Origin of the sequence: Sandarakinorhabdus cyanobacteriorum, assembly GCF_002251755.1 — a bacterium.
GTDB lineage: Bacteria > Pseudomonadota > Alphaproteobacteria > Sphingomonadales > Sphingomonadaceae > Sandarakinorhabdus > Sandarakinorhabdus cyanobacteriorum.
In genome coordinates this window covers 1-25,014 of sequence record NZ_NOXT01000103.1, presented here as the reverse complement: position 1 = coordinate 25,014, position 25,014 = coordinate 1, and the positions used below count along the sequence as shown (strand labels likewise).

24 protein-coding genes are annotated in these 25,014 nt (G+C 67.1%); 15 read left to right on the top strand and 9 right to left on the bottom strand.

What is annotated here, in order from left to right; all coding sequences use genetic code 11:
• Positions 1–5: 5 nt before the first annotated feature.
• Positions 6–1,343, top strand: coding sequence for a M24 family metallopeptidase (locus CHU93_RS07340; RefSeq protein WP_094473449.1), 1,338 nt, complete (start codon positions 6–8; stop codon positions 1,341–1,343).
• Here the strand turns inward: CHU93_RS07340 and CHU93_RS07335 are convergent.
• The 4 genes from CHU93_RS07335 to CHU93_RS07320 are packed head-to-tail and all read right to left on the bottom strand — an operon-like array spanning position 1,321 to position 6,058.
• Positions 1,321–2,949 (bottom strand): DUF885 family protein, encoded by a 1,629-nt coding sequence (locus CHU93_RS07335; RefSeq protein ID WP_165768646.1) that lies wholly within the window; start codon positions 2,947–2,949, stop codon positions 1,321–1,323. The genes CHU93_RS07340 and CHU93_RS07335 overlap by 23 nt on opposite strands.
• Positions 2,950–2,964: 15 nt before the next feature.
• Positions 2,965–3,765: a transporter gene (locus tag CHU93_RS07330; protein ID WP_207759247.1), complete on the bottom strand. Its 801-nt coding sequence runs from the start codon at positions 3,763–3,765 to the stop codon at positions 2,965–2,967.
• Between the two features lie 5 nt (positions 3,766–3,770).
• Positions 3,771–5,297, bottom strand: a complete 1,527-nt coding sequence (locus CHU93_RS07325) for an ABC transporter permease/substrate-binding protein (RefSeq protein WP_094473446.1) — start codon at positions 5,295–5,297, stop codon at positions 3,771–3,773.
• Positions 5,294–6,058: an ATP-binding cassette domain-containing protein gene (locus tag CHU93_RS07320; protein WP_243375375.1), complete on the bottom strand. Its 765-nt coding sequence runs from the start codon at positions 6,056–6,058 to the stop codon at positions 5,294–5,296. Before CHU93_RS07320 ends, CHU93_RS07325 begins: the two co-directional genes overlap by 4 nt.
• A gap of 98 nt (positions 6,059–6,156) precedes the next feature.
• On the opposite strand from CHU93_RS07320, the gene lnt reads away from it, so the two are divergent.
• Positions 6,157–7,884, top strand: a complete 1,728-nt coding sequence (lnt, locus tag CHU93_RS07315; protein ID WP_165768645.1) for an apolipoprotein N-acyltransferase — start codon at positions 6,157–6,159, stop codon at positions 7,882–7,884.
• A gap of 74 nt (positions 7,885–7,958) precedes the next feature.
• Entirely contained in the window at positions 7,959–9,209 is a 1,251-nt protein-coding gene (gene metK / locus CHU93_RS07310; RefSeq protein ID WP_094473444.1) for a methionine adenosyltransferase, read from the top strand.
• A gap of 370 nt (positions 9,210–9,579) precedes the next feature.
• Here the strand turns inward: metK and CHU93_RS07305 are convergent, their stop codons facing one another.
• Positions 9,580–9,870 carry a putative quinol monooxygenase gene (locus CHU93_RS07305; protein ID WP_094473469.1) on the bottom strand — a complete coding sequence of 97 codons (291 nt, stop codon included), beginning with the start codon at positions 9,868–9,870 and terminating at the stop codon, positions 9,580–9,582.
• Between the two features lie 123 nt (positions 9,871–9,993).
• Between CHU93_RS07305 and CHU93_RS07300 the strand changes: the two genes are divergently transcribed.
• Positions 9,994–10,758, top strand: a complete 765-nt coding sequence (locus CHU93_RS07300) for a hypothetical protein (protein WP_133064348.1) — start codon at positions 9,994–9,996, stop codon at positions 10,756–10,758.
• 246 nt (positions 10,759–11,004) lie between these two features.
• A complete protein-coding gene (locus tag CHU93_RS07295; protein WP_094473442.1) occupies positions 11,005–11,370 on the top strand; it encodes an endonuclease domain-containing protein in 366 nt (121 codons plus the stop codon).
• A gap of 252 nt (positions 11,371–11,622) precedes the next feature.
• Here the strand turns inward: CHU93_RS07295 and CHU93_RS07290 are convergent, their stop codons facing one another.
• From CHU93_RS07290 to CHU93_RS07275, 4 genes are all read right to left on the bottom strand, one after another.
• Complete coding sequence (locus tag CHU93_RS07290; protein WP_094473441.1) at positions 11,623–12,168, bottom strand: HD domain-containing protein; 546 nt, start codon at positions 12,166–12,168, stop codon at positions 11,623–11,625.
• A gap of 116 nt (positions 12,169–12,284) precedes the next feature.
• Positions 12,285–14,015: a class I adenylate-forming enzyme family protein gene (locus CHU93_RS07285; protein WP_094473440.1), complete on the bottom strand. Its 1,731-nt coding sequence runs from the start codon at positions 14,013–14,015 to the stop codon at positions 12,285–12,287.
• Between the two features lie 138 nt (positions 14,016–14,153).
• The gene (locus CHU93_RS07280) at positions 14,154–15,290 is read right to left on the bottom strand and encodes an acyl-CoA dehydrogenase family protein (protein WP_094473439.1); all 1,137 of its coding nucleotides are present in this window, start codon (positions 15,288–15,290) and stop codon (positions 14,154–14,156) included.
• A gap of 66 nt (positions 15,291–15,356) precedes the next feature.
• A complete protein-coding gene (locus tag CHU93_RS07275) occupies positions 15,357–16,544 on the bottom strand; it encodes an acyl-CoA dehydrogenase family protein (RefSeq protein WP_086115474.1) in 1,188 nt (395 codons plus the stop codon).
• An 86-nt stretch (positions 16,545–16,630) separates the two neighbouring features.
• On the opposite strand from CHU93_RS07275, the gene lgt reads away from it, so the two are divergent.
• The 10 genes from lgt to CHU93_RS07225 all read left to right on the top strand — a co-directional run bounded on the left by lgt (position 16,631) and on the right by CHU93_RS07225 (position 24,984).
• Positions 16,631–17,485: a prolipoprotein diacylglyceryl transferase gene (gene lgt / locus CHU93_RS07270; protein ID WP_094473438.1), complete on the top strand. Its 855-nt coding sequence runs from the start codon at positions 16,631–16,633 to the stop codon at positions 17,483–17,485.
• Complete coding sequence (locus tag CHU93_RS07265; RefSeq protein WP_094473437.1) at positions 17,482–18,495, top strand: class I SAM-dependent methyltransferase; 1,014 nt, start codon at positions 17,482–17,484, stop codon at positions 18,493–18,495. The genes lgt and CHU93_RS07265 overlap by 4 nt, the downstream gene beginning before the upstream one ends.
• Positions 18,492–19,010, top strand: a complete 519-nt coding sequence (locus tag CHU93_RS07260; protein WP_094473436.1) for a GNAT family N-acetyltransferase — start codon at positions 18,492–18,494, stop codon at positions 19,008–19,010. Before CHU93_RS07265 ends, CHU93_RS07260 begins: the two co-directional genes overlap by 4 nt.
• Positions 18,992–19,759 (top strand): peptidoglycan editing factor PgeF, encoded by a 768-nt coding sequence (pgeF, locus tag CHU93_RS07255; RefSeq protein ID WP_094473435.1) that lies wholly within the window; start codon positions 18,992–18,994, stop codon positions 19,757–19,759. Before CHU93_RS07260 ends, pgeF begins: the two co-directional genes overlap by 19 nt.
• Positions 19,760–19,876: 117 nt before the next feature.
• Positions 19,877–20,794, top strand: coding sequence for a sulfite exporter TauE/SafE family protein (locus tag CHU93_RS07250; RefSeq protein WP_094473434.1), 918 nt, complete (start codon positions 19,877–19,879; stop codon positions 20,792–20,794).
• A complete protein-coding gene (locus CHU93_RS07245) occupies positions 20,794–21,552 on the top strand; it encodes a TIGR02186 family protein (protein ID WP_243375372.1) in 759 nt (252 codons plus the stop codon). The genes CHU93_RS07250 and CHU93_RS07245 overlap by 1 nt, the downstream gene beginning before the upstream one ends.
• A 140-nt stretch (positions 21,553–21,692) precedes the next feature.
• On the top strand, positions 21,693–22,505 hold the full coding sequence (locus CHU93_RS18125; RefSeq protein WP_094473432.1) for a cold-shock protein: 813 nt from the start codon (positions 21,693–21,695) through the stop codon (positions 22,503–22,505).
• A 198-nt stretch (positions 22,506–22,703) separates the two neighbouring features.
• Positions 22,704–23,012 (top strand): hypothetical protein, encoded by a 309-nt coding sequence (locus tag CHU93_RS07235; protein WP_094473431.1) that lies wholly within the window; start codon positions 22,704–22,706, stop codon positions 23,010–23,012.
• Positions 23,013–23,057: 45 nt separating this feature from the next.
• Positions 23,058–24,572, top strand: a complete 1,515-nt coding sequence (locus CHU93_RS07230) for a class I adenylate-forming enzyme family protein (protein ID WP_094473468.1) — start codon at positions 23,058–23,060, stop codon at positions 24,570–24,572.
• A gap of 82 nt (positions 24,573–24,654) precedes the next feature.
• On the top strand, positions 24,655–24,984 hold the full coding sequence (locus tag CHU93_RS07225) for a hypothetical protein (protein WP_094473430.1): 330 nt from the start codon (positions 24,655–24,657) through the stop codon (positions 24,982–24,984).
• Positions 24,985–25,014: the final 30 nt, after the last annotated feature.

Here is a 25,014-nt window from a genome sequence, read left to right as displayed (position 1 = left end):
GGGACATGAAGACGTTCATCGCATCGCTGCTGCTGGCCGGCGCCAGCGTGGCCGCCGCGCAAGATTATCAGCGCCCGGCCGTGCCCTCTCTGCGCGACCGGGTTGCCGCGCACGACCGGCTGGTGAAGGCCCGGCTGGACCGGGTGGTGCCGCGCATCATGCGCGAGGTGGGTGTCGACATGTGGGTGCTGGTGGCATCCGAATATAACGAGGATCCGGTGGTGAAGGCGATGCTGCCGGCCACCTGGGCATCGGCACGGCGGCGCATGGTGCTGATCTTCTTTGATCGTGGGCCGGAACAGGGTGTGGAGCGGTTGGCCATCGCCCGCTATCCGGTTGGCGATCTGTTCCCGTCGCTGTGGAACCCGGAACAGCAGCCCGAACAATGGGCCCGCGTCGCCCAGGTGATTGCGGAGCGCAATCCAAAGCGCATCGCGGCCAACATCAGCCGTGATTTCGCCCTCGCCGATGGGCTGGCCACCGGCGAGTATCGCCAACTCGTCACCGCACTCGGGCCGATGGCGAGCCGGCTGGAAAGCCATGACCGGCTGGCGCTGGGGGTGCTGGAAACCCGCACGCCTGAGGATATGGACGTGTACCAGGGCATCATGCGGGTGGCCCATAGTCTGATCCCCGAAGGCCTGTCGGAAAAGGTGATCACGCCTGGGGTGACCACCACGCAGGATGTGGTGTGGTGGTATCGCGAGCGGCTGGCCGATCTGCGCCAGGATGCCTGGTGCCAGCCATCAGTGACGGTGCAGCGCGCCAGTGGTCCCGGCATCGTGCCGGGACGCCAGACCCTGCCCGACAATGTGGTGATCATGCCGGGCGATTTGCTCCATGTTGATTTCTGCGCCGGCATGCTGGGCCTGAAGACCGACACGCAGCAGCTGGCCTATGTGCTGAAGCCGGGGGAAACCGACGCACCGGCCGGCCTGAAGGCCGGGATGGCGGCAGCCAACAAGGTGCAGGATGCGCTGGTCGCCAGCTTCAAGACCGGGCTGACCGGCAACGAGGTGCTGATGGCCGCCCGCAGACAAGCAATTGCCGCCGGCACCAATCCGATCATCTATACTCACTCGATCGGCCTGCATGGCCATGGCGCCGGGCCGTGGATCGGCAGCTGGGAAAACCAGAACCCGATTGCCGGCCGCGGCGAATATCGCATCTATCCCGACACGGCCTGGTCGATCGAGCTTGCGGCCTTGCACAAGGTGCCGGAGTGGGGTGGCGCCGAAGTGCGCTTTCCGCTGGAGGTGGACGGCTATTGGAACGGCAGCAGTTTCCGCTGGATTGATGGCCGGCAGACGCAGCTGATGCTCATTCCGCGCGGACCGAAATGATTGGCTCGCCCGGCTTCAGCCCCAGCCATTGCTGGCGGATCAGGCTGACCGGGATGAGGCCAAAGCTGCCCAACCGGTCATAAAAACCCTTCACGGTGAAGCGGTCACCGGGCAGGCCGGCGCGCTCCTGCTCGGCCAGTTCAGCGAAGAGCTGTTCGATCTGGGCCTTGCCGGTGATATAGCTGGGGCCATAGCCGGGCTGGCGCAGATAGAGTGACTGTTCAAAGCCGAGCAGCGGCAGATCGGGGCTAATCCAGCCATTTGGGGTTCGGGCCACCTGCATGGCCATTGCGGTCTTGAGATCGATCTGATTGGCGGTGGCATAGAGCGCAGCCAGCCCGCGTGCGGCGCGCTGGGCCTGCATGATCCACACCACTTCGCGTTCGCGTGGATTGTGATCGAACAGCCCGGCATCCAGCATCATCGCTTCCATCGCAGTGGCATTGCCCTCCGCCCGGCTCACCCAGATATTGTAGAGCAAGGGGCCACGGCGGATCGGCGACGGGTGCGGGCGGTCGTGCATCTCGGCCAGATCCCACCAGTGATAGAAGTGGGCGAACAGGCTGTTGGGGGCGCGGCCCTGGGCGATGGCGAAGAAATTCTGCTGCTCGGGCGGCACCCATTTGCCGATCCGTGTTGCCAGTTCGGGGTGCATGTAGTGCTGGATGGTCGCCACCCCCGTCTTGGCCATGAAGGCGATGAAATGGTTGATGGCAGCCAGGCTCCTGGCGTCCCATTCGGTCTGGTTGGCCGGGCTGGTCAGCGGCGGCAGCGCCTTGTGGTGATTCTCCTCAAGCCGCAGGCCGGCGTGGGCGCGGGCCAGTTCGCGGCTCAGGATCGCCACTTCGTCCGACCATGTGTAGGGTGACAGTTGCACATGCTTCAGATACCAGTTGTAGGCCTCGATCCCCACGCCCGACGGCCCGGTTTTCGTGGGCGCCTCGGTCTTCACCCAGGCGATGAAATCGAGGGTGGCAGCCAGGGCAGCAGCCGTCGCCTGTTCGGCGGCCTTGTGGCCCTTCACCCTGGCTTGCAGCTCGCGCAGCGCGTCAGCCTGCTCGCCCAGCGGCACGAGGCTGGCATTCCACAAATCGGCGGCATTGCCGGTGAGATTGCCGCGCGCCTGGGCCAGCAGCGCCGGGATGTGCGCCAGTTCCCCAGCCAGCTCTGCCGCATCGGCCTTGGTGAGCGGGAAGTGATATTGCCACAACTCCACCGGCGCGATGTGCGCCGGGCCTTCGTGGGCGGGCGTGTCGCTCTGCGCTGCCCAAAGGCTCACATACCAGGCTGGATCGCGCGCCCAGGGGCGCGCCACTTCAAGATCGAATTTCAGGCCGTTCATTTCGGCCTGCACCAGTTGCCAATCCACCTGGTCGGCCGTTGACCAGCCACTGGTATCGATCGCGGCCAGCCGCGCCTGGAAGCGCTTCAGCCCTTCGGCCCGCGCCGCATTTGCCGCATCCGTATAATCCGGCACGCCGCTGGCCGGCCGGGCATCATGGAAGCGCCGCCAATCGGCGAACAGGGCGTGCAGGTCCGCCGGTATGCTGGCCAGTGTCGGAACCGCCACCATCAGCAAGGCCAGAGCCAGCAACAATCGCCGCATGATCAGGACCATCCTTCAAAACCGTGTGGAAAGGCCGATATAGCCCACCAGATCGGGCGTGTCGCGATTGAGGCCGATATTGGCGCCAATGTCGAATTGCCAGCGCGCATCGGGCAGCCAGGCCAGCGAAACGTCATAACTATATTGCCGCACGCTGCCTGACGGATCGAAATTCTGACTGGTCCAGATCTCGTTGTAGACGGTGAAGGGACCCAGCTGCTTGGCAATGTTGACGAGGCCGGTGACGCCAAGATGCCGGCCGCGGCCATCGAAATCGGCCAGCACATCCAGTTGCGGCCCGAGCGTCACTGTCCAGCCGCCGGGTGCGCTGATGTTGATCGGCACGGCCAGCCCAGCTTCCAGCTTACGATTGCCGATCCCGGCAGGCGCCGTTGGCAGTTTCACGAACGGTAGCAGCGCCAGCTGAAACGCGCCGTCCGTGTTGGTGAGCCGCTGCTTGAAGCGCATGGTGAGATCGCCGATGCCTGACAATGTGGTGATCTGTCCGGCGGCATTGCGGGTGCGAACGCGGGTGAACGGCACCCAGTTCAGCTGAATGTCGCTGCTGCCCGACAGGCCGTATTTGATGGTTGGGTTGGAAAACAGCAGCTGATCGGTCCGGCTGCCCCTGGCATGGCTGCTCAGCCAGTTGAAGCCATCCGCCTCGATCTGCACCAGCCCCTTTGGCACGGTGCAGGCGAAGTTGGATTTGGTCGGTCGGTCGGTGCAGATCGGGGCGTCGGCCGCCGAATTGGTAGGGACCGTTTGCGCGACTGCGCTTGTGGCCAGCAATCCGGCGGCGGCTGCCGCAGCCATCCGCATCACTTCAACCCCGTCTGTGTCGCCAGCCAGCGTGCGGCGTCTGCCGGGCTGCGCTTGTCACTTGGTCGATCCGCCTGCCAGTTCGCCGCGCGCATCACCGCCACCGGGATGCGCCCTTCGTACCGGGCCAACCGCTTCGCCAGCGCGTCGCGGCCCGGCGCCACCACCAGCAGCGCATCATAGGCGGGCAACGCACCGCGGTCATCAACCAGCAGCACGACATCGGTGGTGCTGAGCGCGCCATCGCTGCTGTAGGCGGTGATGACATCGGCGCTGTTGTCGCCCAGCGCCGCCATCATCAGCACCGGCGTATAGGCCCGGATGGCGGCAAAGCGCAGGCCATAGGCCCGTTGCAGGCCCGCCCATTCGGCGCGGGACTGGAATTCCAGATCGGTGGCCAGCCGCAACTGCGGGGCCACCCGCACCAGATCTGAAATCGTCTTCACGCCAAGCCGTTGGGCTGCATCGCGTTTCATGGCCAGCGCATAGGCATTTTCAAAACCCAGGCTGGCCGCAACCGTCACGCCGTGCCGCGCCTGCAATTCGCGGCGCAGGATGGCCAACATCTCCCCGCGCGGCACCACATCGCTGCGCCCCAGCGCCTGCGTCCACAGCGTGCCGCTGTAATCAATGCCGATATCGATGCCGCCGGCCTTGACGCTCTGAAAGGCGATGCCCGACCCGAGGCCGGATCGCACCGCCACTGGCTGGCCGCTGCGGCGCAGATCGGCAGCGATCAGTTCGGCCAGTATATATTGTTCGGAAAAGGTCTTGGTGCCGATCACCACCGGTGCCGCCTGGCTCGCCGGCCGGCTGTGCCACCACCAGCCGCTCACGGCTGCCGCCAGCAGTGCCAGCACCATCAGGCCTATGAGCGCGGGCCCGCGCCGCCGGCGGGCGATGCCACTTTCCACCAGCCCCAGTCCGGCATCGACGATCATCGCCAGCCCGGCCGCCGCGGCGCAGCCCAACAGCACCTGCCGCCAATCCTGCAGCTGCAGCCCGGCAAAGATCAGATCGCCCAGGCTTTCCTGGCCCACCATGGTGGCGAGCGTCGCAGCCCCGATCGTCCACACCGCCGCGGTGCGCAGGCCGCCGAACACCACGGGCGCGGCCAGTGACAGCTCCACGTGGAACAGGCGTTGCCACCGTGTCATCCCGATGGCACGGGCCGCGTCGCGCACGCTTTCGGGGATGGCGGCCAGCCCGCCGGCACCGCCGCGCAGCAGGGGCAGCAGGGCATAAAGTGCCAGCGCCAGCAATGACGGCAACAGGCCCAGTGACGGCACCGGCAGGCCGGTGAGGTTACGCACCAGCACCAGCAGCGGGAAGAACAGCGCCAGCAGCGCCAGCGCCGGCACGGTTTGCACCACGCTGGCTATGCCCATCACACTGCGCTGCAGCCACGGCCGGCCGGGCATCAGCAGCACCAGGGGTGCCGCCACCAGCACCGCCAGCAGCAGGGCCGCCGCGCTGATCGCCAGATGCGCGGCGAGCGCGCCGGGCAGGCCTTGCGCCGCTGTCATGGCGTCAGGCCCGCCAGCGCCCGCGCCTGGGCCAGCGGCGCGGCCAGCAGCGCCTGCACCGCCGGGTGGGGATTGGCCGCGATGGCGGTGGGCGGGCCGCTGGCGATGATGCGCCCCTGATCCAGCACCAGCATCAGATCGGCGCGGAGCAGGGCATCGGCCAGATCATGGGTGACGATCAGGGTGGTGAGACCCTGGGCCCGGTGCAGGGCGTGCAGCCGATCGGCCAGCGCATCGCGCGTTTCGGGATCCAACGCGCCGAAGGGTTCATCCAGCAGCAGCAGGCGCGGCGATGCCGCCAGCGCCCGGGCGAGGCCAACCCGGCTGGCCTGCCCGCCCGACAATTCGCCGGGAAAGCGGCTGGCGAGATGGGCTGGCAGTTCCAGCATGGCCATCAGTTCCAGCGCGCGGGCCTGCCGACGCTGCCGATCCCAGCCCAGCAGCCAGGGCACGGCGCCGATATTGTCGGCCACGGTCCAATGCGGGAACAGGCCGCCGCCCTGCACAGCGTGCCCGATGCCGCGCCGCACCGCCACCGCGTCCTGCGCCATGATATCCTGGCCCTGGATCAGGATCTGCCCGGCGTCGGGGGCCAGCAGCCGGTTGATCAACCGCAGCAGGCTGGTCTTGCCCGCGCCGGATGCGCCAACCAGGGCCACCAGTGCGCCAGCCGGCACGGCCAGATCGATCCCGCCCAGCACCGGTTGCCCGCCCAGTATCAGGCGGAGGCCGCGACATTCGAGAAAGGGCGCCCCGTTCACCGGGATGTTGTGGCACAGGCCGACACAATTGCCAGCCTGCAAATCCCCACTGGCGCATCATCGGTGCACAGGCTAACCCATGCGCCATGCCGAACCGAATGCTGCCGATGCTTGCCCTGGGCCTGGGCGCGCTTGCCGCGCTGGGGTTTGCGCCGCTGGATCTGTGGCCGGCCACGCTGGTGGCGGTGGCGGGTCTGATCTGGATCGTGATGGCAAGTGCGGGCTGGGGCACGGCGGCCTTGTCGGGCCTGGCCTTTGGCACCAGCATGTCGTTGATATCCCTGAACTGGATCGCGCAGAGCTTTGCCTATCAGGCCAAGATGCCGGCGGTGCTGGGCTGGGTCACGGTGGCGGGTCTGGCGTTGTTCCTGGCGCTCTATGTCGCCATCCCGGCCGGGCTTGCCGCACTGGCGACGCGGCCGGTGTCGCGGATGCTGCTGTTCATTGCCTTGTGGCTGCCGGCGGAATGGCTGCGCGGTGTGTTGTTCACCGGTTTTGCCTGGAATCCGCTGGGCATCGTGTGGCTGGGCGCACCGGGCGTGCACCAATGGGCCGCCGAAATCGGCGGCATCGGCTTGTCCGCCGTGCTGTTGCTGGCAGCCAGCGGCCTGGTCTGGATGGCCATTGGCCCTGCGATGCTGCACCGCCTGCTGGGTGGCGGCGTGGTGGCGGCGGTGGCCGTGGCCGGCTGGGTGGGGGACAGCCGGGTGGTGCAGAGCGGCTTTCTGGGCCCGCCCATCCTGGTGATCCAGCCCGGGATCGGCCAGGACGAACGCTATGACCCGGCCGCTGCCGCGCGTCACCTGACAACCTATCTGAACCTGACGCGGGATGCCTTGAAGCGGGCTGACGAGACCCAGCGCGCCGAACTGCCCGATGTGACCATCAAGGAAGCCAATATCGAACGGGCGCCCGAGATTGATTCGCCGCTGCGCCCCAGCACCAGCAAGGTGACCGGCCAGATCGAGAACACGCTGGCGGCCGGCCTGGGCGATTCCAACGCCATCCAGACTCAGCAGCAGCAGAATAACCCGGTCACCGGCCGCCGTGCGGGCGAAACCGTGCCGGCTCTGGTGTTGTGGCCGGAAGGGGCGATCGATGATCTGCTGGAACAGGATTCGGCCCTGCGTGCCCGGCTGGCGGCGGTGCTGCGCCCCGGCGACGTGCTGGTGACCGGCGGTGCCGGTTACAACCCCAAAACGCCGGCCACGCCCTATTCCAACAGCCTGTTTGTGCTGGATAATCAAGGACGTATCCTGAGCCGTTATGACAAGGCGCACCTGGTGCCTCTGGGCGAATATGTGCCGGCACGCAGCCTGCTGGAGCCGCTGGGTGTGGCCCGGTTGGTGCCGGGCGGCAGCGATTTTGCCGCTGGCCCCGGGCCGCGCACCCTGGTGATGCCTGGCCGCTTCCTCGGCATGTCGCCGGTCATCTGTTATGAAATCGCCTTCCCCGGCGCGGTGGTGGACGAAGCCAACCGCCCGGCCTGGATCGCCAATATTTCCAACGACGCCTGGTTTGGCGCCTGGGGCCCGCCCCAGCATCTGGCGCAAGCCCGTCTGCGCGCCATCGAGGAAGGTCTGCCGGTCATTCGCGCCACCACCAATGGCACCTCGGCGGTGATCGATGGTTATGGCCGCCTGCTGGCGCGTTCGCTTGGCAATGGGCCTGAGACGCTGGTGGTCACCCTGCCGCCGCCGTTGCCGCAGCCGGCCTTCCCACGCGGCGGCGCGCTGGTCACCATGCTGTTCGCCATCTTCCTGGGGGCGGTGGCGGCCTTTTTGCAGCGGTTCCGCCACATCGGCATCAACGCGGATCAGATATAAAGCTTTCCTTATACCGCTTGCGCGCTCCGGTGGCTGCCGGTAAGGCGGGCGCATCCGCCGGTTGAGAGACGAGCATGCGTTCCCATTATCTGTTCACCTCCGAAAGCGTGTCGGAAGGCCATCCCGACAAGGTGGCCGACCAGATTTCCGATGCCATCGTCGATCTGTTCCTGGCCAAGGACCCGGAAGCCCGGGTGGCCTGCGAGACCCTGACCACCACCAACCGGGTCGTGCTGGCTGGCGAGGTGCGCGGCCGTGGCATGATCGATCTGAACGGCAATTGGGAACCGGGTGCGCAGGAGGAAATCCAGCGCACCGTGCGCGAGACGGTGAAGCGCATCGGTTATGAGCAGGCCGGTTTCCACTGGCAGAACCTCACGTTCGAAAATTATCTTCACCCGCAGTCATCCGACATCGCGCAGGGCGTGGACGCCAGCGGCAACAAGGATGAAGGCGCCGGCGATCAGGGCATCATGTTTGGCTATGCCACCGATGAAACGCCCGATTTCATGCCGGCCACCCTTTATTATTCCCATCGCATCCTGGCCCGCATGGCGGCCGATCGGCACAGCGGCGCGGCGCCGTTCCTGGAACCCGATGCCAAGAGCCAGGTGACCCTGGCCTATGAGAACGAGGTGCCGGTGGCGGCCACCGCCATCGTGGTTTCGACCCAGCACAAGCCCGATTATTGCCTGCCCTGGGAAAAGAATGGCCAGAAGGGCGGCGACGCGGCCAAATATGCCCAGCTGCGCGCCTATGTGCTTGGCGTGCTGAACGAGGTGCTGCCGGCCGGCTTTGTCACGGCTGACACGGTCATCCACCTCAATCCCACCGGCAAGTTCGAGATAGGCGGCCCCGATGGCGATGCCGGCGTGACCGGGCGCAAGATCATCGTTGATACCTATGGCGGCGCGGCCCCCCACGGCGGCGGCGCCTTCAGCGGCAAGGACCCGACCAAGGTTGACCGCTCGGCCGCCTATGTCTGCCGCTATCTGGCCAAGAATATCGTTGCGGCCGGCCTGGCCCGGCGCTGCACCATCCAGCTTTCCTATGCGATTGGCGTGGCCGCCCCGCTGTCGATCCATGTCGATCTGCACGGCACCGGCACGGTGGCGGAAAGCGCGGTGGAAGCTGTGCTCGCCGATCCGGCCCGCCTTGGCTTTGCCCTCACCCCGCGCGGCATCCGCACCCACCTGGGCCTGAACCGGCCGATCTATCAGCGTTCGGCGGCCTATGGCCATTTCGGCCGCACGCCGGATGCGGATGGCGGCTTCAGCTGGGAACGCACCGATCTGGCCGCTGCGCTGAAGGCGGCGCTGGCCTGAGACTGCAGATTTTCAAGGAACGGCGCCATTTTGCCGATTTGCCGCCTTGTAGGACAGGGCGGCAATCAAGTCTCTGAAACTTAAGCGATAATGTCTGCTGCTGCCGGTGATGGGCCGTGGTTTGTGGGATTCGCTGCCGGAATGGCGTGGCAAAAGCGGCCAAAAACGTGGCCGCGATTGCCTGCGCGGTGACCGCGTTCAGGCGCGCTGTGACCGCAGCCCGGCCGCCAGTGCCCGCGCCCCTGAAGCGGGTGACTGCGCCCGTTCCACCAAATGCAGCGTGAGGTGCGTGCCTCGAAAAGCTCGGCATGAGCGGGCTTGGGCAAACGGCGCTGGCTGAGGCCGCGCCCCTGAAGCGGGTGGCCGAGTGTCAGGCCACGCCGTCGAGATACTCGATCTCCGGCCGGCCGGCGAGGCAGGCGCCGATGCCGTGGCCGGCGGCCTTGAAATGGTCCGACCCGCCATGGGCCTTCAGCGCATCGGCGTCGGCATAAAGTTCGAGCACCTTGTAGGTGTTGGCCTCGGTCTTCGACTTGGTCAGTTGGTAGCAGATGTTGCCCGGCTCGTTCGCACGCACCGCGGCCGTGAGGGTGCGGAACACCGCTTCGAATTCCTCTGCCTTGCCGTCCTGGATGCGGATGGTTGCGACAACGCCGATCATGTTCATCTCCCGTGTTTGCCGGGGCAGGCTGGCCCAGCCGCGCCGCGCCGCCTAGCTGACGAAAAGATGGACGTGGGCCGGCTTTGGCCATAGCATCGCGCCAGTTTTCGGGGGGGAACGGACATGGCGACACGGGCGGCAACGGGCCACGACTGGCTGGCATCACAGGCACGGGTGACGGGCGTGATGGCCCTGATCTTGGCCGCGGCCTTCAGCTTTCACCTGGCCATGGGCCGCTCCACCTTTGCCATGCCGGCGGTCTGGCACATCCATGGCATCATCTTTTTTGGCTGGGTGGCGTTGAGCCTGTTGCAGGCCGGCCTTGCCGCCAGCGGCCGGCTGGCATGGCACCGCCGTCTTGGCTGGCTGGGGCTGGTGTGGATCATCGCCATGGTCGGCGCCGGGCTGGCCATCACGGTGGCGGTGGCCCAGGCCGGGCGCACGCCGTTCTTCTTCCGGCCGCAGTGGTTCATGATGCAGAACCCGCTGGGCCTGCTGGTGTTTGCCGGCCTGGCCCTGGGTGCCATTGCCCTGCGCCGCGACACCGGATGGCATCGCCGCCTGCACATCTGCGCGCTGGCCAGCATCATGGGCCCGGCGTTCGGCCGGCTGATGCCGTCGCCCTTCCTGATCCCCTGGGCGATGGAAATCACCACCCTGCCGGGCCTGCTGTTCCCGCTCTATCTGGCAATCCGCGAAGTGCGTGCTGGCGAAGGCTGGCACAAGGCCCGGACCATCGGCCTCACCGCGCCGCTGGTGGGCCTGGCGGCCGGCTGGCTGATCGCGGCGACGCCGGTGGGGGCGGAGATTTATGCCGCCGTGGTGGCCGGCACGCCGGGCGCTGCGGTGCCGGGCGACCAGTTCGGGGCGCCGCCGCCGGGGCTGTAGGGCGGGCGCTGGCCGGCCCCCTCCGCCTCGCTGCGCCCGGCACCTCCCCCAGAGGGGGAGGATTTTTGGGTTTTGCCCCCTGCGGCGGGGCTTGCTGGCCCCCTCCGTCGCCTTCGGCGCCACCTCCCCCAGAGGGGGAGGATTTGGAGGTCCTCCCCCTCTGGGGGAGGTGCCGAGCGCAGCGAGGCGGAGGGGGCGCGCCTTTGCTGCTTGCGCAGGCCCGTCAACAGGGAGCAGGCTGTCCGCGTGCCCAATGTCCCCCGCCCCACCCGCGACCGCGCCCGATCCTTGCGCCGCGCGATGAGCCTGCCGGAGGTGCTGTTGTGGCAGCATCTGCGCCGTTCGCCTGCCGGTCTGAGCTTTCGACGGCAGCATCCACTGGGGCCTTATGTCCTCGATTTCCATTGCAGCAGCCGGGGGCTGGCGGTGGAGGTGGATGGCGCGTTCCACAATTTTGCCGGGCAGGCCGAGCGTGACCGGGCCCGCGATGCCTGGCTGGCCGGGCAGGGGGTGACGGTGATGCGGGTGGCGGCCGCTGATGTGCTGGCCGATGTGGTGGCGGTGGTCGCTGCGGTGGTGGCGATGGCGGGTGGGTTGCCGGTGCGGGGGTGAGTCGGGGGGCTCGTTGGCCGGGCCCCCTCCGTCGCCTTCGGCGCCACGTCCCCCAGAGGGCGAGGATTTGGAGGTCCTCCCCCTCTGGGGGAGGTGCCGACCGTAGGGAGGCGGAGGGCGCGCGCCCGTCGTGGTGTGGCACAGATTTGTGGCGTCGTCGGGGCTGTCGGGCGGGTGGGTTGGGGGCTTGCCGGGCCCCCTCCGTCAGCCTGCGGCTGCCACCTTCCCCAGAGGGGGGGAGGATCTTTTTGGTCAGATCCCCCGCTTCGGCGCCGCGAAGACGCGGCGGATTTCGGGTTCGAAGCTTTCGAGGGGGTCGATGTCGAAGGCCGGATCAAAGGCCGGGGCGTCCCAGCGGTCGACGATCTTTTCGGCCATTTCGAACCAGGGCTGGCCGCGGAATTTTTCGCGGGCGTTGGGGTCTTTCCCCAGATGCTCGTAATAATAGCGGCCCTGGAAATCCTGGTGGTGGACGATGGCGTGATAAATCTCGTCCGACACATAGGGTTTCAGCATTTCGCCGGCGATGGCGCCGTGGTTGGGGATGCTGAACAGCTTGCCGAGATCATGGCAGAGCGCGGCGACCACTTCCTCGTCGCTGGCGCCGTCGCGGCGGGCCAGCGTGGCGGTCATCAGGCTGTGGACCAGCTGGTTGGCGCCGAAGCCGACCTCGATCGCCTCCAGCCGCTTCAGCGAATCGATGATCTGGGTCGCGGCGGTGGATTGCTGGTGCTTCATATGCTCGGCGGCAATGTGCATCCAGTCGGCCTTGGTGCCTTCCAGCATGGTGGTGAACATCTGATTCCCTCCCCGTCATCACTAGGGCCGGTCAGTGCCCCCGCCCGGCCAGTCCGGGCATCATGGGGGCGGTCGGGCGGGGGCGCGGGCCGGCACGGCCCCCAACAACAAACGACTCAGGCGGCCTTCGCGGCCCAGACATCCCGATAATGCTTGCGCAAGGAGACCTTGTCGATCTTGGCGGAGCCGAGCTTGGGCAGTTGATCGCTGCTGATCCAGACCTTGGCGGGGATCTTGTAGGCGGCGAGATTGGCCTTCAGGAAATCGGTGAGGGCCGAAGGCTCCACCACTTCGCCGGGCTTGGCATAGACGACGGCGCCGACGATTTCGCCCAGCCGCTCGTCGGGCAGGCCGAACACGCTGCATTCGGCCACCGCCGGGTGGGCATAGATGGCGGATTCCACTTCCTGACAGCTGATATTCTCGCCGCCGCGGATGATGATGTCCTTCTTGCGGTCGACGATGAACAGATAGCCTTCCTCGTCGAGATAGCCGAGGTCGCCGCTGCGGAACCAGCCATCGCCGACGAAGGCGGCCGCCGTTGCCTCGGGCTTGTTCCAGTATCCCCGGCAGTTGCAGACCGAGCGCAGGCAGACCTCGCCAACTTCGCCGGGGGCCAGCGCGGGGCCAACCGGGCCGTCGCCTGACGCAACGCGGATTTCCATCAGCGGCGGGCTGGCGCGGCCGGTGGAGGCGGGCTTGTTGCGATAATTCTCGCGGATGTTGCCGGCGCCGACACCGTTGGTTTCGGTGAGGCCATAGCCCTGCACCGGGTGCTTGCCTTCGAATTCCTTGGCCAGCCGGTCGACATGCTCGGGCGGGCGCGGCGCGCCGCCCGAGGCGATGTCGACGAGGGTGGACAGATCATATTTGTGCCGGTCCGGATGCTGCATCAGCTCGAGACTCATGGTCGGCACGCCAACGAAATAGGTGCAACGCTCCTTCTCGATCAGGCGCAGCGCCTCACCCGCATCCCATTTGTGCATGATGATCATCTTGCGGCCGATGGCGATGGAGACGAGCAGCACCGGCACCAGCCCGGTGATGTGGAACAGCGGCACGTTCAGGAGCATCACCTGCTGTTCGGCCGGGGCGACGCCGGCCTTGGCCGACAGATCGAGCAGGGCGAGGCCCATGACCAGATAGTTCATGGAGCCCGAAACCTGGGCGCGGTGGGTGGAGACGGCGCCCTTGGGTGCGCCGGTGGAGCCCGAGGTGTACATGATGGTGCAATCATCTTCCGGCAGCAGTTCCGGCAGATACCACATGGTCTCGGGGCTTTGCGCCAGCTCATCCTCGGCCCGGGCAAAGCCCAGCCCGGCGGCGACATCGGCCGATGTGCGCACGGTGAGCACATTGGCGGTGCAGGAAAGGGTCGAGAGGCGGCGGGCGCGTTCTTCGTCGGCGATGACCAGGCGTGCGCCGGAATCGCGGATGCCGTAGTCCATTTCCTCGGCTGTCCACCAGGCGTTCATCGGGATGCAGACGGCGCCCATGTGGACGATGGCGCAATAGGCGATGATCCATTCCGGATAGTTGCGCATGGCAACGCCGACCCGGTCACCCTTGGCGATGCCGTGGCGGTGCTGCAGCATGGCGGCGAAGTGCAGGCTCTTCTGATAGACTTGCGCGAACGTCATGCGTTCGTCGCCGAAGACCAGGAATTCCTTCGGGCCCTGTGCGGCGAAGAACATCGCCAGATATTCGCGCATGGTGGGAGGGGCGGCGCTGAACACCGGCAGGGTGACGCCGTGGACATTGGCTTCGCCAACCCCCAGTGGGCCACCGGGGGCGGTGATGCCGGCAATCACATCATCAAGCGCAGCGTCGAGCGCGGATTTCGTCACGATAGGTCCTCCCAGGGGCGAATTCGGCCGCTGTGGCGGCTTCTGTTACGGCTTATTCATGCCACGCTGGTGGATGCTTGCAAGTGCAAGGATTTGTGGGGGGTGATCCTCCCCCAGAGGGGGAGGATCTGACGTGGTTCAATAACCCAGCGTGCGCGCGATACGGTCGCTGTGGAAGGCGGCGTCGCCGAAGGTTTCCTGGGCGGCGCGGGCGCGCTTCATGAAGAAGCCGATGTCATATTCATCGGTCATGCCGATGCCGCCGTGCATCTGCACGCCTTCGTTGGTGGCAAGGATGGCGACCTCGCCGGCCTTGGCCTTGGCCAGCGACACATACATCGGCGCGCGGTCGCTGCCTTCGTCCAATGCCTGCAGCGCCTTCAGCGTGGCGGAGCGGGCGAGTTCGACTTCGCAGAACAGATGGGCGGCGCGGTGCTGCAGGGCCTGGAAGCTGCCGATCTTCTGGCCGAACTGTTCGCGCTGCTTGAGATAATCCACCGTCATGGTGAAGGCGGTGCCCGAAAGCCCAAGCATTTCGGCGGCAAGGCAGGCGCGGCCGGCATCCAGCACCTTTTCGAGGATAGCATGGCCTTCGCCAACGCTGCCGAGCACATCGGCGCCATCGACCTGCACATCGTTCAGGGTGACGCGGGCGGTGCCGCGGCTGTCCACCATCGAGCGGCGGTCGATCTTTACGCCATCGGCCTTGGGGTTGACCAGGAACAGGGTGATGCCGGCGCTGTCATTGGTGTCGCCGCTGGTGCGGGCAGCGACGATCAGCGTGTCGGCCGCAGCGCCATCGAGGACGAAGCCCTTGCTGCCGTTCAGCTTGAAGCCGTTGCCCGACGGGGTGGCGGTGGTGGCGATGTGCGCCGGTTTGTGGCGGGCGGCTTCATCGGCGGCGAGCGCCAACAGGTGCGCGCCCTGGGCGATCAGCGGCAGATATTTGGCCTGTTGTTCGGGCGTGCCGTGTTTGAGCGCGGTCGCCCCCAGCACGGCGGTGGAGAGCATGGGCGCGGCGGAGAGATTCTTGCCCATCGCCTCCATGATGATGCCGGCCGCCACGTGCCCCATGTCGGCCCCGCCATGGGCTTCGGGCACCAGCACGCCGGTGAAGCCCATTTCGGCCATCTTGGCCCAGACATCGCGGTTGAAGCCAACCGGATCGGCGGCGTCCCGCAGGGCGCGGTGCTGGGCGACGGGGGCTTCGCTGTTGAAAAAGCCGTCCGCCGAATCGCGGATCATCAGTTGGTCGTCGGTGAGGATGAGCGGCATTTCGTCTGTCTCCTCCCCTCCCGCTTGCGGGAGGGGTCGGGGGTGGGAATGGCGGGAAGGGAGACGTTACGCCCCCGGCAAATCCAGCACGCGCTTGGCGATGATGTTCAGCTGCACTTCGGAGGTGCCGCCTTCGATCGAGTTGGCGCGGCTGCGGAGCCAGGAGCGGGCGAGGTCGCCGTCGCCTTTCTCTTCGCCTTCCCAGGTCAGGCCGTCGCTGCCGCGGATCGACATCAGGAGCTGCATGCGCTCCTTGTTCAGCTCCGTGCCGTAATATTTCAGCATGGAGGACAGGGCGCCCGTCCCTTGCCCGGACTTGGTTTCGGCCATCACGCGTTCCATGGTGAGGCTGAACGCCAGCGCGTTGATCTCGTGGCGGGCGATGTCGGTGCGAAGCGCGGTGTCGGCGAGGATGGCGGCGTCGAGGCCGATCAGCCGCTTGGCGATGTTGGACACGGAATCGCGCTGGCCGCCGCCGGTTGAATCGCTGCCGCCGATCATGTCACGCTCGTGGGTGAGGAGATATTTGGCGATCTCCCAGCCCTTGCCGGCAGTGCCCATCAGGTTTTCCTTGGGCACCTTCACATTGTCGAAGAAGGTCTGGCAGAAGGGCGAGGAGCCGGAAATCAGCTTGATCGGGCTGGTCGACACGCCAGGTGAGGCCATGTCGAACAAGAGGAAGCTGATGCCGAGATGCTTGGGCGCGGCCGGATCGGTGCGGACAAGGCAGAAGATCCAGTCCGCCTTGTCGGCGTAGCTGGTCCACACCTTGGAGCCGTTGACGAGATAATGGTCGCCCATATCTTCGGCCGAGGTGCGCAAGCTGGCGAGGTCGGAGCCGGCGCCGGGTTCGGAGTAGCCCTGGCACCAGCGGATCTCGCCGCGGGCGATGCGGGGCAGATGCTCCTTCTTCTGGGCTTCGTTGCCATATTTCAGCAGCGCCGGGCCCAGCATCCAGATGCCGAAGCTCGACAGCGGCGAGCGGGCCTTGATCCGCTTCATCTCCTCGGCCAGCACCCTGGCTTCGGCCCGGCTGAGCCCGCCGCCGCCATATTCGGCCGGCCATTCCGGCACCGTCCAGCCCTTGGCGCCCATGCGTTCCAGCCACAGGCGCTGGCCCTCGCTCTTGAACTGGCAGTTGCGGCCGCCCCAGCACACATCATCGTCACCGCGGATCGGCTCGCGCATGTCGGCCGGGCAATTGGCCTCCAGCCAGGCCCGGGTTTCGGCCCGGAAAGCGTCAAGGTCAGACATCAGCCACTCCCACTGGAAAAATCTTCACCCCGCTTTATGGTGCGGCCCGCCCGTCCAGCAAAGCTGGCAGATGATGTAGAGGCACGATGCTCCCCGATTTTCTCGCTGCCGTGGATTTTTCCACCCTGCCGGTGCGGCCCGAAGCCCTCACCATCCCGGCATTCAGCCTGGGCGGCAGCGAATGGGGGCCGTTTGCGCTGCGCTGGTACAGCCTGGCCTATATCGTTGCCATTGCCGGTGGCTGGTGGCTTTTGACCCGCATGATCCGCCGGCCGGGCGCGCCGGTGACGGAACGGCAGCTGGATGATTTCATCACCTGGGTGACGCTGGGCGTGATCGGCGGCGGGCGCATCGGCTATGTGCTGTTTTACAACCCGGCGAAATATCTGGCCGATCCGGTGGAGATCTTGCGGCTGTGGGATGGCGGCATGAGTTTCCATGGCGGCTGTTTCGGGGTGATCGCTGCCTGTTTCCTGCACGGCTGGGCGGCGCGCTATTCGGGCCTGCGCCTGCTCGATTATGTCGCCACCGTCACGCCGTTGGGGCTGGGGGTGGGGCGCATCGCCAATTTCGTCAATGGCGAGTTGTGGGGCCGGCCGACGGGCACGGATTGGGGTATCATCTTCCCCGATGCCGGGCCGGAGCCGCGCCACCCGAGCCAATTGTATGAGGCGGGGCTGGAGGGCGGCGTGCTGCTGATTGTCCTTACCCTCTTGTTCTGGTTCACGCCGGCGCGGCTGCGGCCGGGCCTGCTGTCCGGCGTGTTCGGCATCGGTTATGGGCTTTCGCGCTATATCGTTGAAAATTATCGCGAACCCGATCGCCAGCTCGGCATTTTGGACAGCGGGCTGACCATGGGGCAGACGCTGAGCCTGCCGTTGATCCTGGCGGCGCTGCTGCTGCTGGTGCTGGCGCTGGTGAGGAAGCCGGTTGCGGCATGAGCCTGGCTGAGCAGCTGCGGGATCGCATCGCGGCCGATGGCCCGCTGCGCCTCGATGCCTGGATGGCGGCCTGCAACAGCGCCTATTATGCCGGGGAAGACCCGCTGTGCCGCGATTTCACCACCGCGCCGGAAATCAGCCAGATGTTTGGCGAGGTGATCGGCGGCTGGATCGGCGATCTGTGGCTGCGCGCCGGCAAGCCGGCCTGCCATCTGGTGGAGCTGGGCCCCGGCCATGGCACGCTGCTGGCCGATGCGCTGCGGCTGCTGGACCGGTTGCCGGGCTGTGCGGCGGCGCTGCAGCTGCATCTGGTGGAAACCAGCCTGGCCCTGCGCGCCGTGCAGCGCAGCCGGCTCGCCGGGCGGGATGCGCACTGGCACGAACGGGTGGACCAGCTGCCCGATGACCGGCCGCTGATCATCATCGCCAACGAATTTTTCGATGCGCTGCCCATTCGCCAGCGCCGGCAGGGCTGCGAGCTGCATGTCGATTTCGCCGATGGCCTGTTCGGGCCGTGCTGGCTGCCGGCTGACGGTGCGGATGCGGAATGGTGTGACGATGCGCTGGCCATCGCCGGGCACCTGGCCGGGCGGCTGGCGCGGCAGGGCGGTGCCGCCCTGTTCATCGATTATGGTTATGCGCACGCTGGCCTGAACGGGCCGGACACGCTGCAGGCGGTGCACCGCGGCCAGTATGTCAGCCCATGGCTGAACCCCGGTGAGCATGATCTGACCGCACATGTCGATTTTTCCGCGCTGGCCGCTGTGGCGGGTGCGCGCGGGCTGGCCGCCCATGGCCCGGTGGCGCAGGGGGCGTTTCTGGGCGCGCTGGGCATCGGGGCGCGGGCCGATGCGCTGAAACAGGGCAAGGGCCCGGCCGATGCTGCCGCGATCACCGCCGCGCTGTTGCGGCTGACGGCGCCGCAACAGATGGGCGCGATCTTTCAGGCGCTGGGGCTGACCGCGCCGGGCTGGCCAGTGCCAGCCGGATTTGCCATGGAACGGCCATGAGCCTTGCCGTTGCCTATCGTGATGGCACGCCCGCCGATGCCGCCATGCTGGCCGGGCTGGCGGCGGCGACCTTCGTCGAAACCTTTGGCACGCTCTACAAGCTGGAGGATCTCAACAATTTCATCGCCGGCTATACGGCGGCGGCCTATGGCGCCGAGCTGGCCGATCCCGACATTAAGGTGCGGCTGGCGATGATCGGCGATGTCGCCATCGGTTTTTGCAAGGTGAGCCGCCTGAAGCTGCCGGCCCCCGAACCGGCACCGGGCGCCATGGAGCTGCGCCAGCTCTATCTCTACAAGCCCTGGCACGGCCTGAAGATTGCCGATGTGTTGACCGAGTGGGCCAAGGATCAGGCGCGCATCCGTAGCGCGCCGGAGATGTGGCTCAGTGTGTTCACCGAAAACCCGCGCGCCCGGCGCTTTTATGCCCGGCACGGCTTTGTGGAGGTGGCGCCCTATCACTTCATGGTCGGGACCCAAGCTGACGAGGATATCTTGTGCCGGGTGACGCTGTAGAGTTTCTGACCGTTCCGGCGCTGGCTGGCACGCGCCATGGCTTTGTGACGCGACGGGGCGGCGTGTCGGCCGGGCTGTTTGCCAGCCTGAATGTTGGCCTGGGCAGCAGCGATGACCGGGCCGCCGTGTTGGAAAACCGCCGCCGCGCCATGGACGCGGTGGCCCCCGGTGGTCGCCTCGTGACGCTGCACCAGGTCCATTCGGCGACGGTGGTGCCGGTCACGGCGGCCTTTCCCGATGATGCCCGCCCGCCCGCCGATGCCATGGTGACGGCGACGCCGGGCCTGGCGCTGGGCATCCTCACCGCCGATTGCGCGCCGATCCTGCTCGCCGATGTCGCGGCCGGGGTGATCGGCGCGGCGCATTCGGGCTGGAAGGGGGCGCTGGCCGATATTGGCCCGGCGACGGTGGCGGCGATGGAGGCGCTGGGGGCATGCCGGGGCCGCATCGTGGCGGCCATCGGGCCGACGATCGCGCGGGCGAGTTATGAGGTGGACCTGGCCTTTGTGGAGCGGTTTTGCGCCGCCGCGCCGGAGAATGAGGCGTTTTTTGCCGCCGGCAAGCCGGGCCATGCCCAGTTCGATCTGGAAGGCTTCATCGCCGCGCGGCTGGCCGCGGCGGGGGTGAAGACGGTGGTGGCGATGGGGGTGGACACCTACGCGGACGAAGACCGCTGGTTCAGCTTCCGCCGCACCACGCACCGGGCGGAGCCGGATTATGGGCGGCAATTGTCGGTGATTGCGCTGTAGGCGCACGCCTCCAAAGGTCCGAGGCTCTGATTTTGCTGGCGCCCATGACCACCGGCCATGACCGCTGTCACGTGCGGGATTCCCTTTTCCCCGCCCAGCCCGTAACCTGCCGCCTGCATGGACATCTATCTGCCCATTGCCGAAATGTCGGTGAACAGCCTGCTCATCATCCTGCTGGGCGGTGGGGTCGGGTTTCTGTCGGGCATGTTCGGTGTGGGTGGCGGCTTTCTCACCACGCCGCTGCTCATTTTCTATGGCATCCCGCCGGCGGTGGCGGTGGCATCGTCGGCCACGCAGATCACCGGATCATCGGTGTCGGGCGCGCTTGCCTATCTGCAGCGCGGGCAGGTGGATATCCGCATGGGGCTGGTGCTGGTGGCAGGCGGCGTGATCGGCGCCGGCGTTGGCCAGATCATCTTTTCGGCGCTGCAGACGGTGGGGCAGGTCGATATCGTCATCGCGCTCATCTATGTGATTTTCCTGTCGGTCATCGGCGGCCTGATGCTGAAGGATGCGGTGGGGGCGCTGCGGGCGGCGCGGGCCGGGCAGGCGGCGCCGGCGCGGCGGGCGCGGCATCTGCCCTGGGTGGCGGCGCTGCCCGGCAAGATGCGCTTTGCCCGTTCCGGCCTCTATATCTCGCCGCTGGCACCGATGCTGCTGGGGGCGCTGGTGGGCATGCTCACCCAGATCATGGGCATTGGTGGCGGCTTCATCATGGTGCCGGCGATGGTCTATATCCTGGGCATGCGCGCGCAGGCGGTGGTGGGCACATCGCTGTTCCAGATCATCTTTGTCACGGCGGCGACCACGCTGCTGCACGCCACCGCATCGAAAACCGTGGATATCGTGCTGGCGCTGCTGCTGCTGCTGGGCGGGGTGGTGGGCGCGCAGCTGGGCGTGCGGGCGGCGCAGAAATTGTCGCCCGACCGGCTGCGGCTGGCGCTGGCCCTGATCGTGCTGGGCGTGGCGCTGCGCCTGTTCATCGGCCTGACCTGGACGCCGGCCGAACCCTTTGCCCTGTTTGAAGGCGCGTGATGGCGCGGTTGATCCTGCCCGTGCTGCTGTGGCTGGCGCTGGCCGGGGCCGCGCCGGTGCGGCTGATCACCCAGTTGAGCACGGCACGCATCGACATCAACACCAGCTTTCGTGGCGCCGAGCTGCTGGTGTTTGGCGCCATCCAATATCCCGGCGGCGCCGCCCCTGGCCGCACGCCCGATATCGCCGTGGTGGTGCGCGGGCCGGCCGCGCCGGTGACGGTCAGGCGGCGGGAACGGCTGGCCGGAATCTGGGTGAATGGCCAGGCGGTACGCTTCGAATCGGTTCCGGGATTTTATGCGGTGGCCGCCACCCGCCCGGTCGATCGGCTGGCAGATGAACGCATGACGGCGATTTACGAGATCGGCACGCGCAACCTGCAATTGTCCCCGGCCAGCAACGCCGATGATGCCACCACCCGCGCCTTTGAAGCCGGCCTGATCGCGGCGCGCAGCCGCGCCGGCCTGTTTGCCGAGCGGCCAGGCGGGGTGCAGATCACCCGCGGCGTGCTCTATTCCGCCCGCATCGCGCTGCCGGCGGCGGTGCCGGTGGGCGAATATACCGCCGAAATTCATCTGGTTGACCGGGGGCGGGTGGTGGCCAGCACGTCGGCGCCGTTCAGCATTGGCAAATCCGGGTTTGAACGCTGGGTCTATCTGATGGCGCGCGAACACAGCCTGGCCTATGGCCTTGCCGCCGTCGTCGCGGCGGTGCTGGCCGGAGTGCTGGCAGCGGCCGTCACGCAGCGTCGCTGGTAGTTATCAACAATCGACTCGCAAGGTGCGACGTTTTCGACTATGGTGAACATCGGCGCATCGTCGGCCGGCTGCCTTGAACATCCTCAACTGCATCCCCGAACAAGCTCCAGGAACGAAAACACAGGAAGATTTGGAACGATATGAGCTTTGATCGACGCGGACGTGGTCCGGGGCGCGGTGGGAATGACAAGCGCGAGCGCGGCTTTGACAGCTTCGACGATTTTGGTGGCGGTCGTAGCTTTGGCGGTGGTGACCGCTTTGGTGGCGGCGGCTTTGGCGGCGGCGACCGTTTCGGCGGTGGCGGCGGCGGCCGTGGTGGCTTCGGCGGCGGCGGTGACCGGTTCGGCGGCGGTGGCGGCGGTGGTCGCTTTGGCGGTGGTGGCGGCTTCGGCGGCCCGCGCCGTGAAATGTCCCCCGGCATCACCGTGGGCACCGGCCGTGGCACCGTGAAGTTCTTCAACGCCCAGAAGGGTTTCGGCTTCGTTGTGCGTGAAGACGGCGGCGAAGATGTGTTCGTGCATATTTCGGCGGTGGAAGCTGCCGGCCTGACCGGCCTGGCCGATGGCCAGCCGCTGGAATTCACCCTGGTCGAACGCAACGGCCGCATTTCCGCGACCGAGCTGAAGATCGAAGGCGAGCCGCTGCCGGTCGCCGAACGCGCCCCGCGCGAAGATCGTGGCCCGCGCGAAGGCGGCTTTGAGCGTCGCCCGTCCGGCCGTGACCGCGCCCCGGTGACCGATGGCACCCGCGTGGATGGCACGGTGAAGTTCTTCAACGGCCAGAAGGGCTTTGGCTTCATCCAGCGCGACGATGGCGCGCCGGATGCCTTTGTCCACATCTCGGCCGTGGAACGCGCCGGCTTCTCCAACCTGAACGAAGGCCAGCGTGTGTCGTTCGAGCTGGAAGAAGATCGTCGCGGCAAGCAGGCTGCGGTGAACCTGCAGGCGATCTGATCGGCTGACCGGTTGACGAATTGAAGGGCGGCGGCCGCAGGGCTGCCGCCCTTTTTCGTTGCTGTCCAGCGCTTTGGCGCATGCTGCACTGCGGCATGTGCGCCTGCGGCGCTGACGCCGCTGTTGCCAATCTTACCAACCTGTCATCCCGCCGCCACGCGCGCCCGCCTGTTGCCGGCGCTGCCCCGGAGCCCCCACATGCTTGCCAACAATGTCGTCACGATCCTGATGATCGTGTTTTCCTGGATCACCCTGATGGGCGTGCTCGCCTGGGCCGGCATTCTGGTGCCGCGCCAGCTGGATGGCCGCAAGCAGCGCCAGATCGCGCAGTTGACCGCCGGCACTGAAGCGCTGGCCATCGCCATCGCCCGCAATGGCCATGACCCGCTGCACCTGGCCCGCCTTTCGGCCCAATATGCCGCCCATGTGCGCGCGCTGACCCAGCTGGGCGCAGGCGTGCCGCCGGCTCCGGCCGCGGAAACCGCGCCGCTGGCCGAAGCTGCCTGATTTCACCAGTGGACAGGCCGGCCGGGTGTGCGCACCCTGCCGGCCATGACCGACGCGACCTTTGATTTTCGCGCCGCGCTGGCGGCCAACGCCGATGCCCGGCCCGATCACCCCGCTGTCATCTGCGGGGAGGACAAGCTGAGCTGGCGGCAATTTGTGGCCCGTGCCGAGAAACTGGCCGGCACGCTGGCCGATCATGGCGTGAAGCCCGGCGATTCGGTGGCCAGCATCGCGCTGTCCTCGGTGGATTATGCCGTGTTGTGGGCTGCCGTGCTGCGGCTGCGGGCGACGATGGCGCCGCTGGCCCCGTCCTCCACCCCCGACCAGATTGCCGCGATGGTCGCCGATTCCGGCGCGCGCTTCGTGTTTGTGGATGCGCCCAACCGGGCCGAATTCGGCGCCGTGCTGGATGGCAAGACGCTGGTCGATCTGGACCGGCTGGACGGCTTCATCGATCCCACCGCGCAGGCCCCGAAGCTGGCACCGCTTGATCCCCAGGCCGGCTTCAACATCATCTATTCCAGCGGCACCACCGGCACGCCCAAGGGCATTGTGCAAAGCTGCGCCATGCGCTCGCTGCACATCACCGGCGGCCGCCGCATCGGCTATGGCCCCGATTGCGTGACGCTGTGTTCGACGCCGCTTTATTCCAACACCACGTTGGTCAGCTTCATTCCCACCCTGGCCTGGGGCGGCACGGTGGTGCTGATGCCGAAGTTTGACACCGCCAAATGGCTGCGGCTGGCCGAGCGCCATCGGGTCACCCATGCCATGCTGGTGCCGGTGCAGTATCGCCGCCTGCTGGCCGATCCGGGGTTCGATGCCACCGATCTTTCATCGCTGCAGATGAAATTCTGCACCTCCGCCCCCTTTGCCGCCGAGTTGAAGGCCGAGGTGCTGCGCCGCATGCCGGGCGGCCTGATCGAGTTTTTCGGCATGACCGAAGGCGGCGTGGGCTTCATGCTGGTGGCGCACGAGCATCCCGACAAGCTGCACACTGTGGGCCAGCCGCAGCCGGGGCACGAGGTGCGCATCATCGATGAGGATGGCAACGACGTGCCGCCGGGCACGCCGGGCGAGATTGTCGGCCGATCGCCGGCGACCATGAATGGCTACAGGAACCGGCCGGATCTCACCGCCAAAGCCTATTGGATCGACCCAACCGGCAAGGAATGGCTGCGCACGGGCGACATCGGCCGGCTGGACGAAGACGGCTTCCTCACCCTGATGGACCGCGCCAAGGACATGATCATTTCGGGCGGCTTCAACATCTACCCCTCTGATATTGAGGCCGTGCTGCTGACCCTGCCGGGCGTGGTGGAAGCCGCCGTGGTGGGCGTGGCCAGCGAGGCGTGGGGCGAAACGCCGGTGGCCTTTGTGGTGGCGCGCGAAGGTCCCTTGGGGGGTGACGCCGAGGCTTTGCGCACGGCGGCCACTGCGAAGCTGGGCAAGACGCAGCGGCTGGCGGCGCTGGTGCTGGTCGACGAGCTGCCGCGCAGCCACATCGGCAAGGTGCTGAAACGTGAATTGCGCGACAGTTTCCGCGGCACGGTTGCCTGAGGCCGCATTCCTCCCCAAACTTGTTTGGGGAGGGGGACCGCCGGCACGGCGGTGGAGGGGCCCTCCCGAACAGGGGGGTCACATGAAACAACTGGCAACCGCCACCATCATCGGCAGCGCCGCGCAGATCGCCATGGTGGTCGCCGGGCACAGCGTGCCGGCCGTGGCCGAGAATTTCGCCATCGGCGGCATGGGGCTTTCGGCGCTGGCCGGCTGGCTGGCGACGCGGGGGGCAAGCCTGGGCCTAGGCGCCGGCGCCGGGCAGGGCGCGGCGGCAGGCGGCATCTGCGCCGCCATCGGCATCGCGGTGTCGGTGGCGCTGGGCGATGTGCCGGCCAGCCTGCTGGCGCTGGGCACCGGCAGCAGCGTGGTGACGGGCGCGATTGGCGGGGTGTTCGGCCGGCGGGTTTAGCCCGCCTTATTCATGAGCCTTCCTGTCAGG

Excerpts from the sequence above, each read along its gene's own strand:
- CHU93_RS18125 (WP_094473432.1), top strand. The coding sequence starts at position 21,693 with ATGAGCTTTGATCGACGCGGACGTGGTCCGGGGCGCGGTGGGAATGAC.
- CHU93_RS07300 (WP_133064348.1), top strand. The coding sequence starts at position 9,994 with ATGGCGACACGGGCGGCAACGGGCCACGACTGGCTGGCATCACAGGCA.
- lgt (WP_094473438.1), top strand. The coding sequence starts at position 16,631 with ATGCTCCCCGATTTTCTCGCTGCCGTGGATTTTTCCACCCTGCCGGTG.
- CHU93_RS07250 (WP_094473434.1), top strand. The coding sequence starts at position 19,877 with ATGGACATCTATCTGCCCATTGCCGAAATGTCGGTGAACAGCCTGCTC.
- CHU93_RS07260 (WP_094473436.1), top strand. The coding sequence starts at position 18,492 with ATGAGCCTTGCCGTTGCCTATCGTGATGGCACGCCCGCCGATGCCGCC.
- metK (WP_094473444.1), top strand. The coding sequence starts at position 7,959 with ATGCGTTCCCATTATCTGTTCACCTCCGAAAGCGTGTCGGAAGGCCAT.
- CHU93_RS07230 (WP_094473468.1), top strand. The coding sequence starts at position 23,058 with ATGACCGACGCGACCTTTGATTTTCGCGCCGCGCTGGCGGCCAACGCC.
- lnt (WP_165768645.1), top strand. The coding sequence starts at position 6,157 with ATGCTGCCGATGCTTGCCCTGGGCCTGGGCGCGCTTGCCGCGCTGGGG.
- CHU93_RS07265 (WP_094473437.1), top strand. The coding sequence starts at position 17,482 with ATGAGCCTGGCTGAGCAGCTGCGGGATCGCATCGCGGCCGATGGCCCG.
- CHU93_RS07225 (WP_094473430.1), top strand. The coding sequence starts at position 24,655 with ATGAAACAACTGGCAACCGCCACCATCATCGGCAGCGCCGCGCAGATC.
- CHU93_RS07340 (WP_094473449.1), top strand. The coding sequence starts at position 6 with ATGAAGACGTTCATCGCATCGCTGCTGCTGGCCGGCGCCAGCGTGGCC.
- CHU93_RS07245 (WP_243375372.1), top strand. The coding sequence starts at position 20,794 with ATGGCGCGGTTGATCCTGCCCGTGCTGCTGTGGCTGGCGCTGGCCGGG.
- CHU93_RS07290 (WP_094473441.1), bottom strand. The coding sequence starts at position 12,168 with ATGTTCACCACCATGCTGGAAGGCACCAAGGCCGACTGGATGCACATT.
- CHU93_RS07235 (WP_094473431.1), top strand. The coding sequence starts at position 22,704 with ATGCTTGCCAACAATGTCGTCACGATCCTGATGATCGTGTTTTCCTGG.
- CHU93_RS07335 (WP_165768646.1), bottom strand. The coding sequence starts at position 2,949 with ATGCGGCGATTGTTGCTGGCTCTGGCCTTGCTGATGGTGGCGGTTCCG.
- CHU93_RS07280 (WP_094473439.1), bottom strand. The coding sequence starts at position 15,290 with ATGCCGCTCATCCTCACCGACGACCAACTGATGATCCGCGATTCGGCG.
- CHU93_RS07330 (WP_207759247.1), bottom strand. The coding sequence starts at position 3,765 with ATGGCTGCGGCAGCCGCCGCCGGATTGCTGGCCACAAGCGCAGTCGCG.
- CHU93_RS07325 (WP_094473446.1), bottom strand. The coding sequence starts at position 5,297 with ATGACAGCGGCGCAAGGCCTGCCCGGCGCGCTCGCCGCGCATCTGGCG.
- CHU93_RS07275 (WP_086115474.1), bottom strand. The coding sequence starts at position 16,544 with ATGTCTGACCTTGACGCTTTCCGGGCCGAAACCCGGGCCTGGCTGGAG.
- CHU93_RS07305 (WP_094473469.1), bottom strand. The coding sequence starts at position 9,870 with ATGATCGGCGTTGTCGCAACCATCCGCATCCAGGACGGCAAGGCAGAG.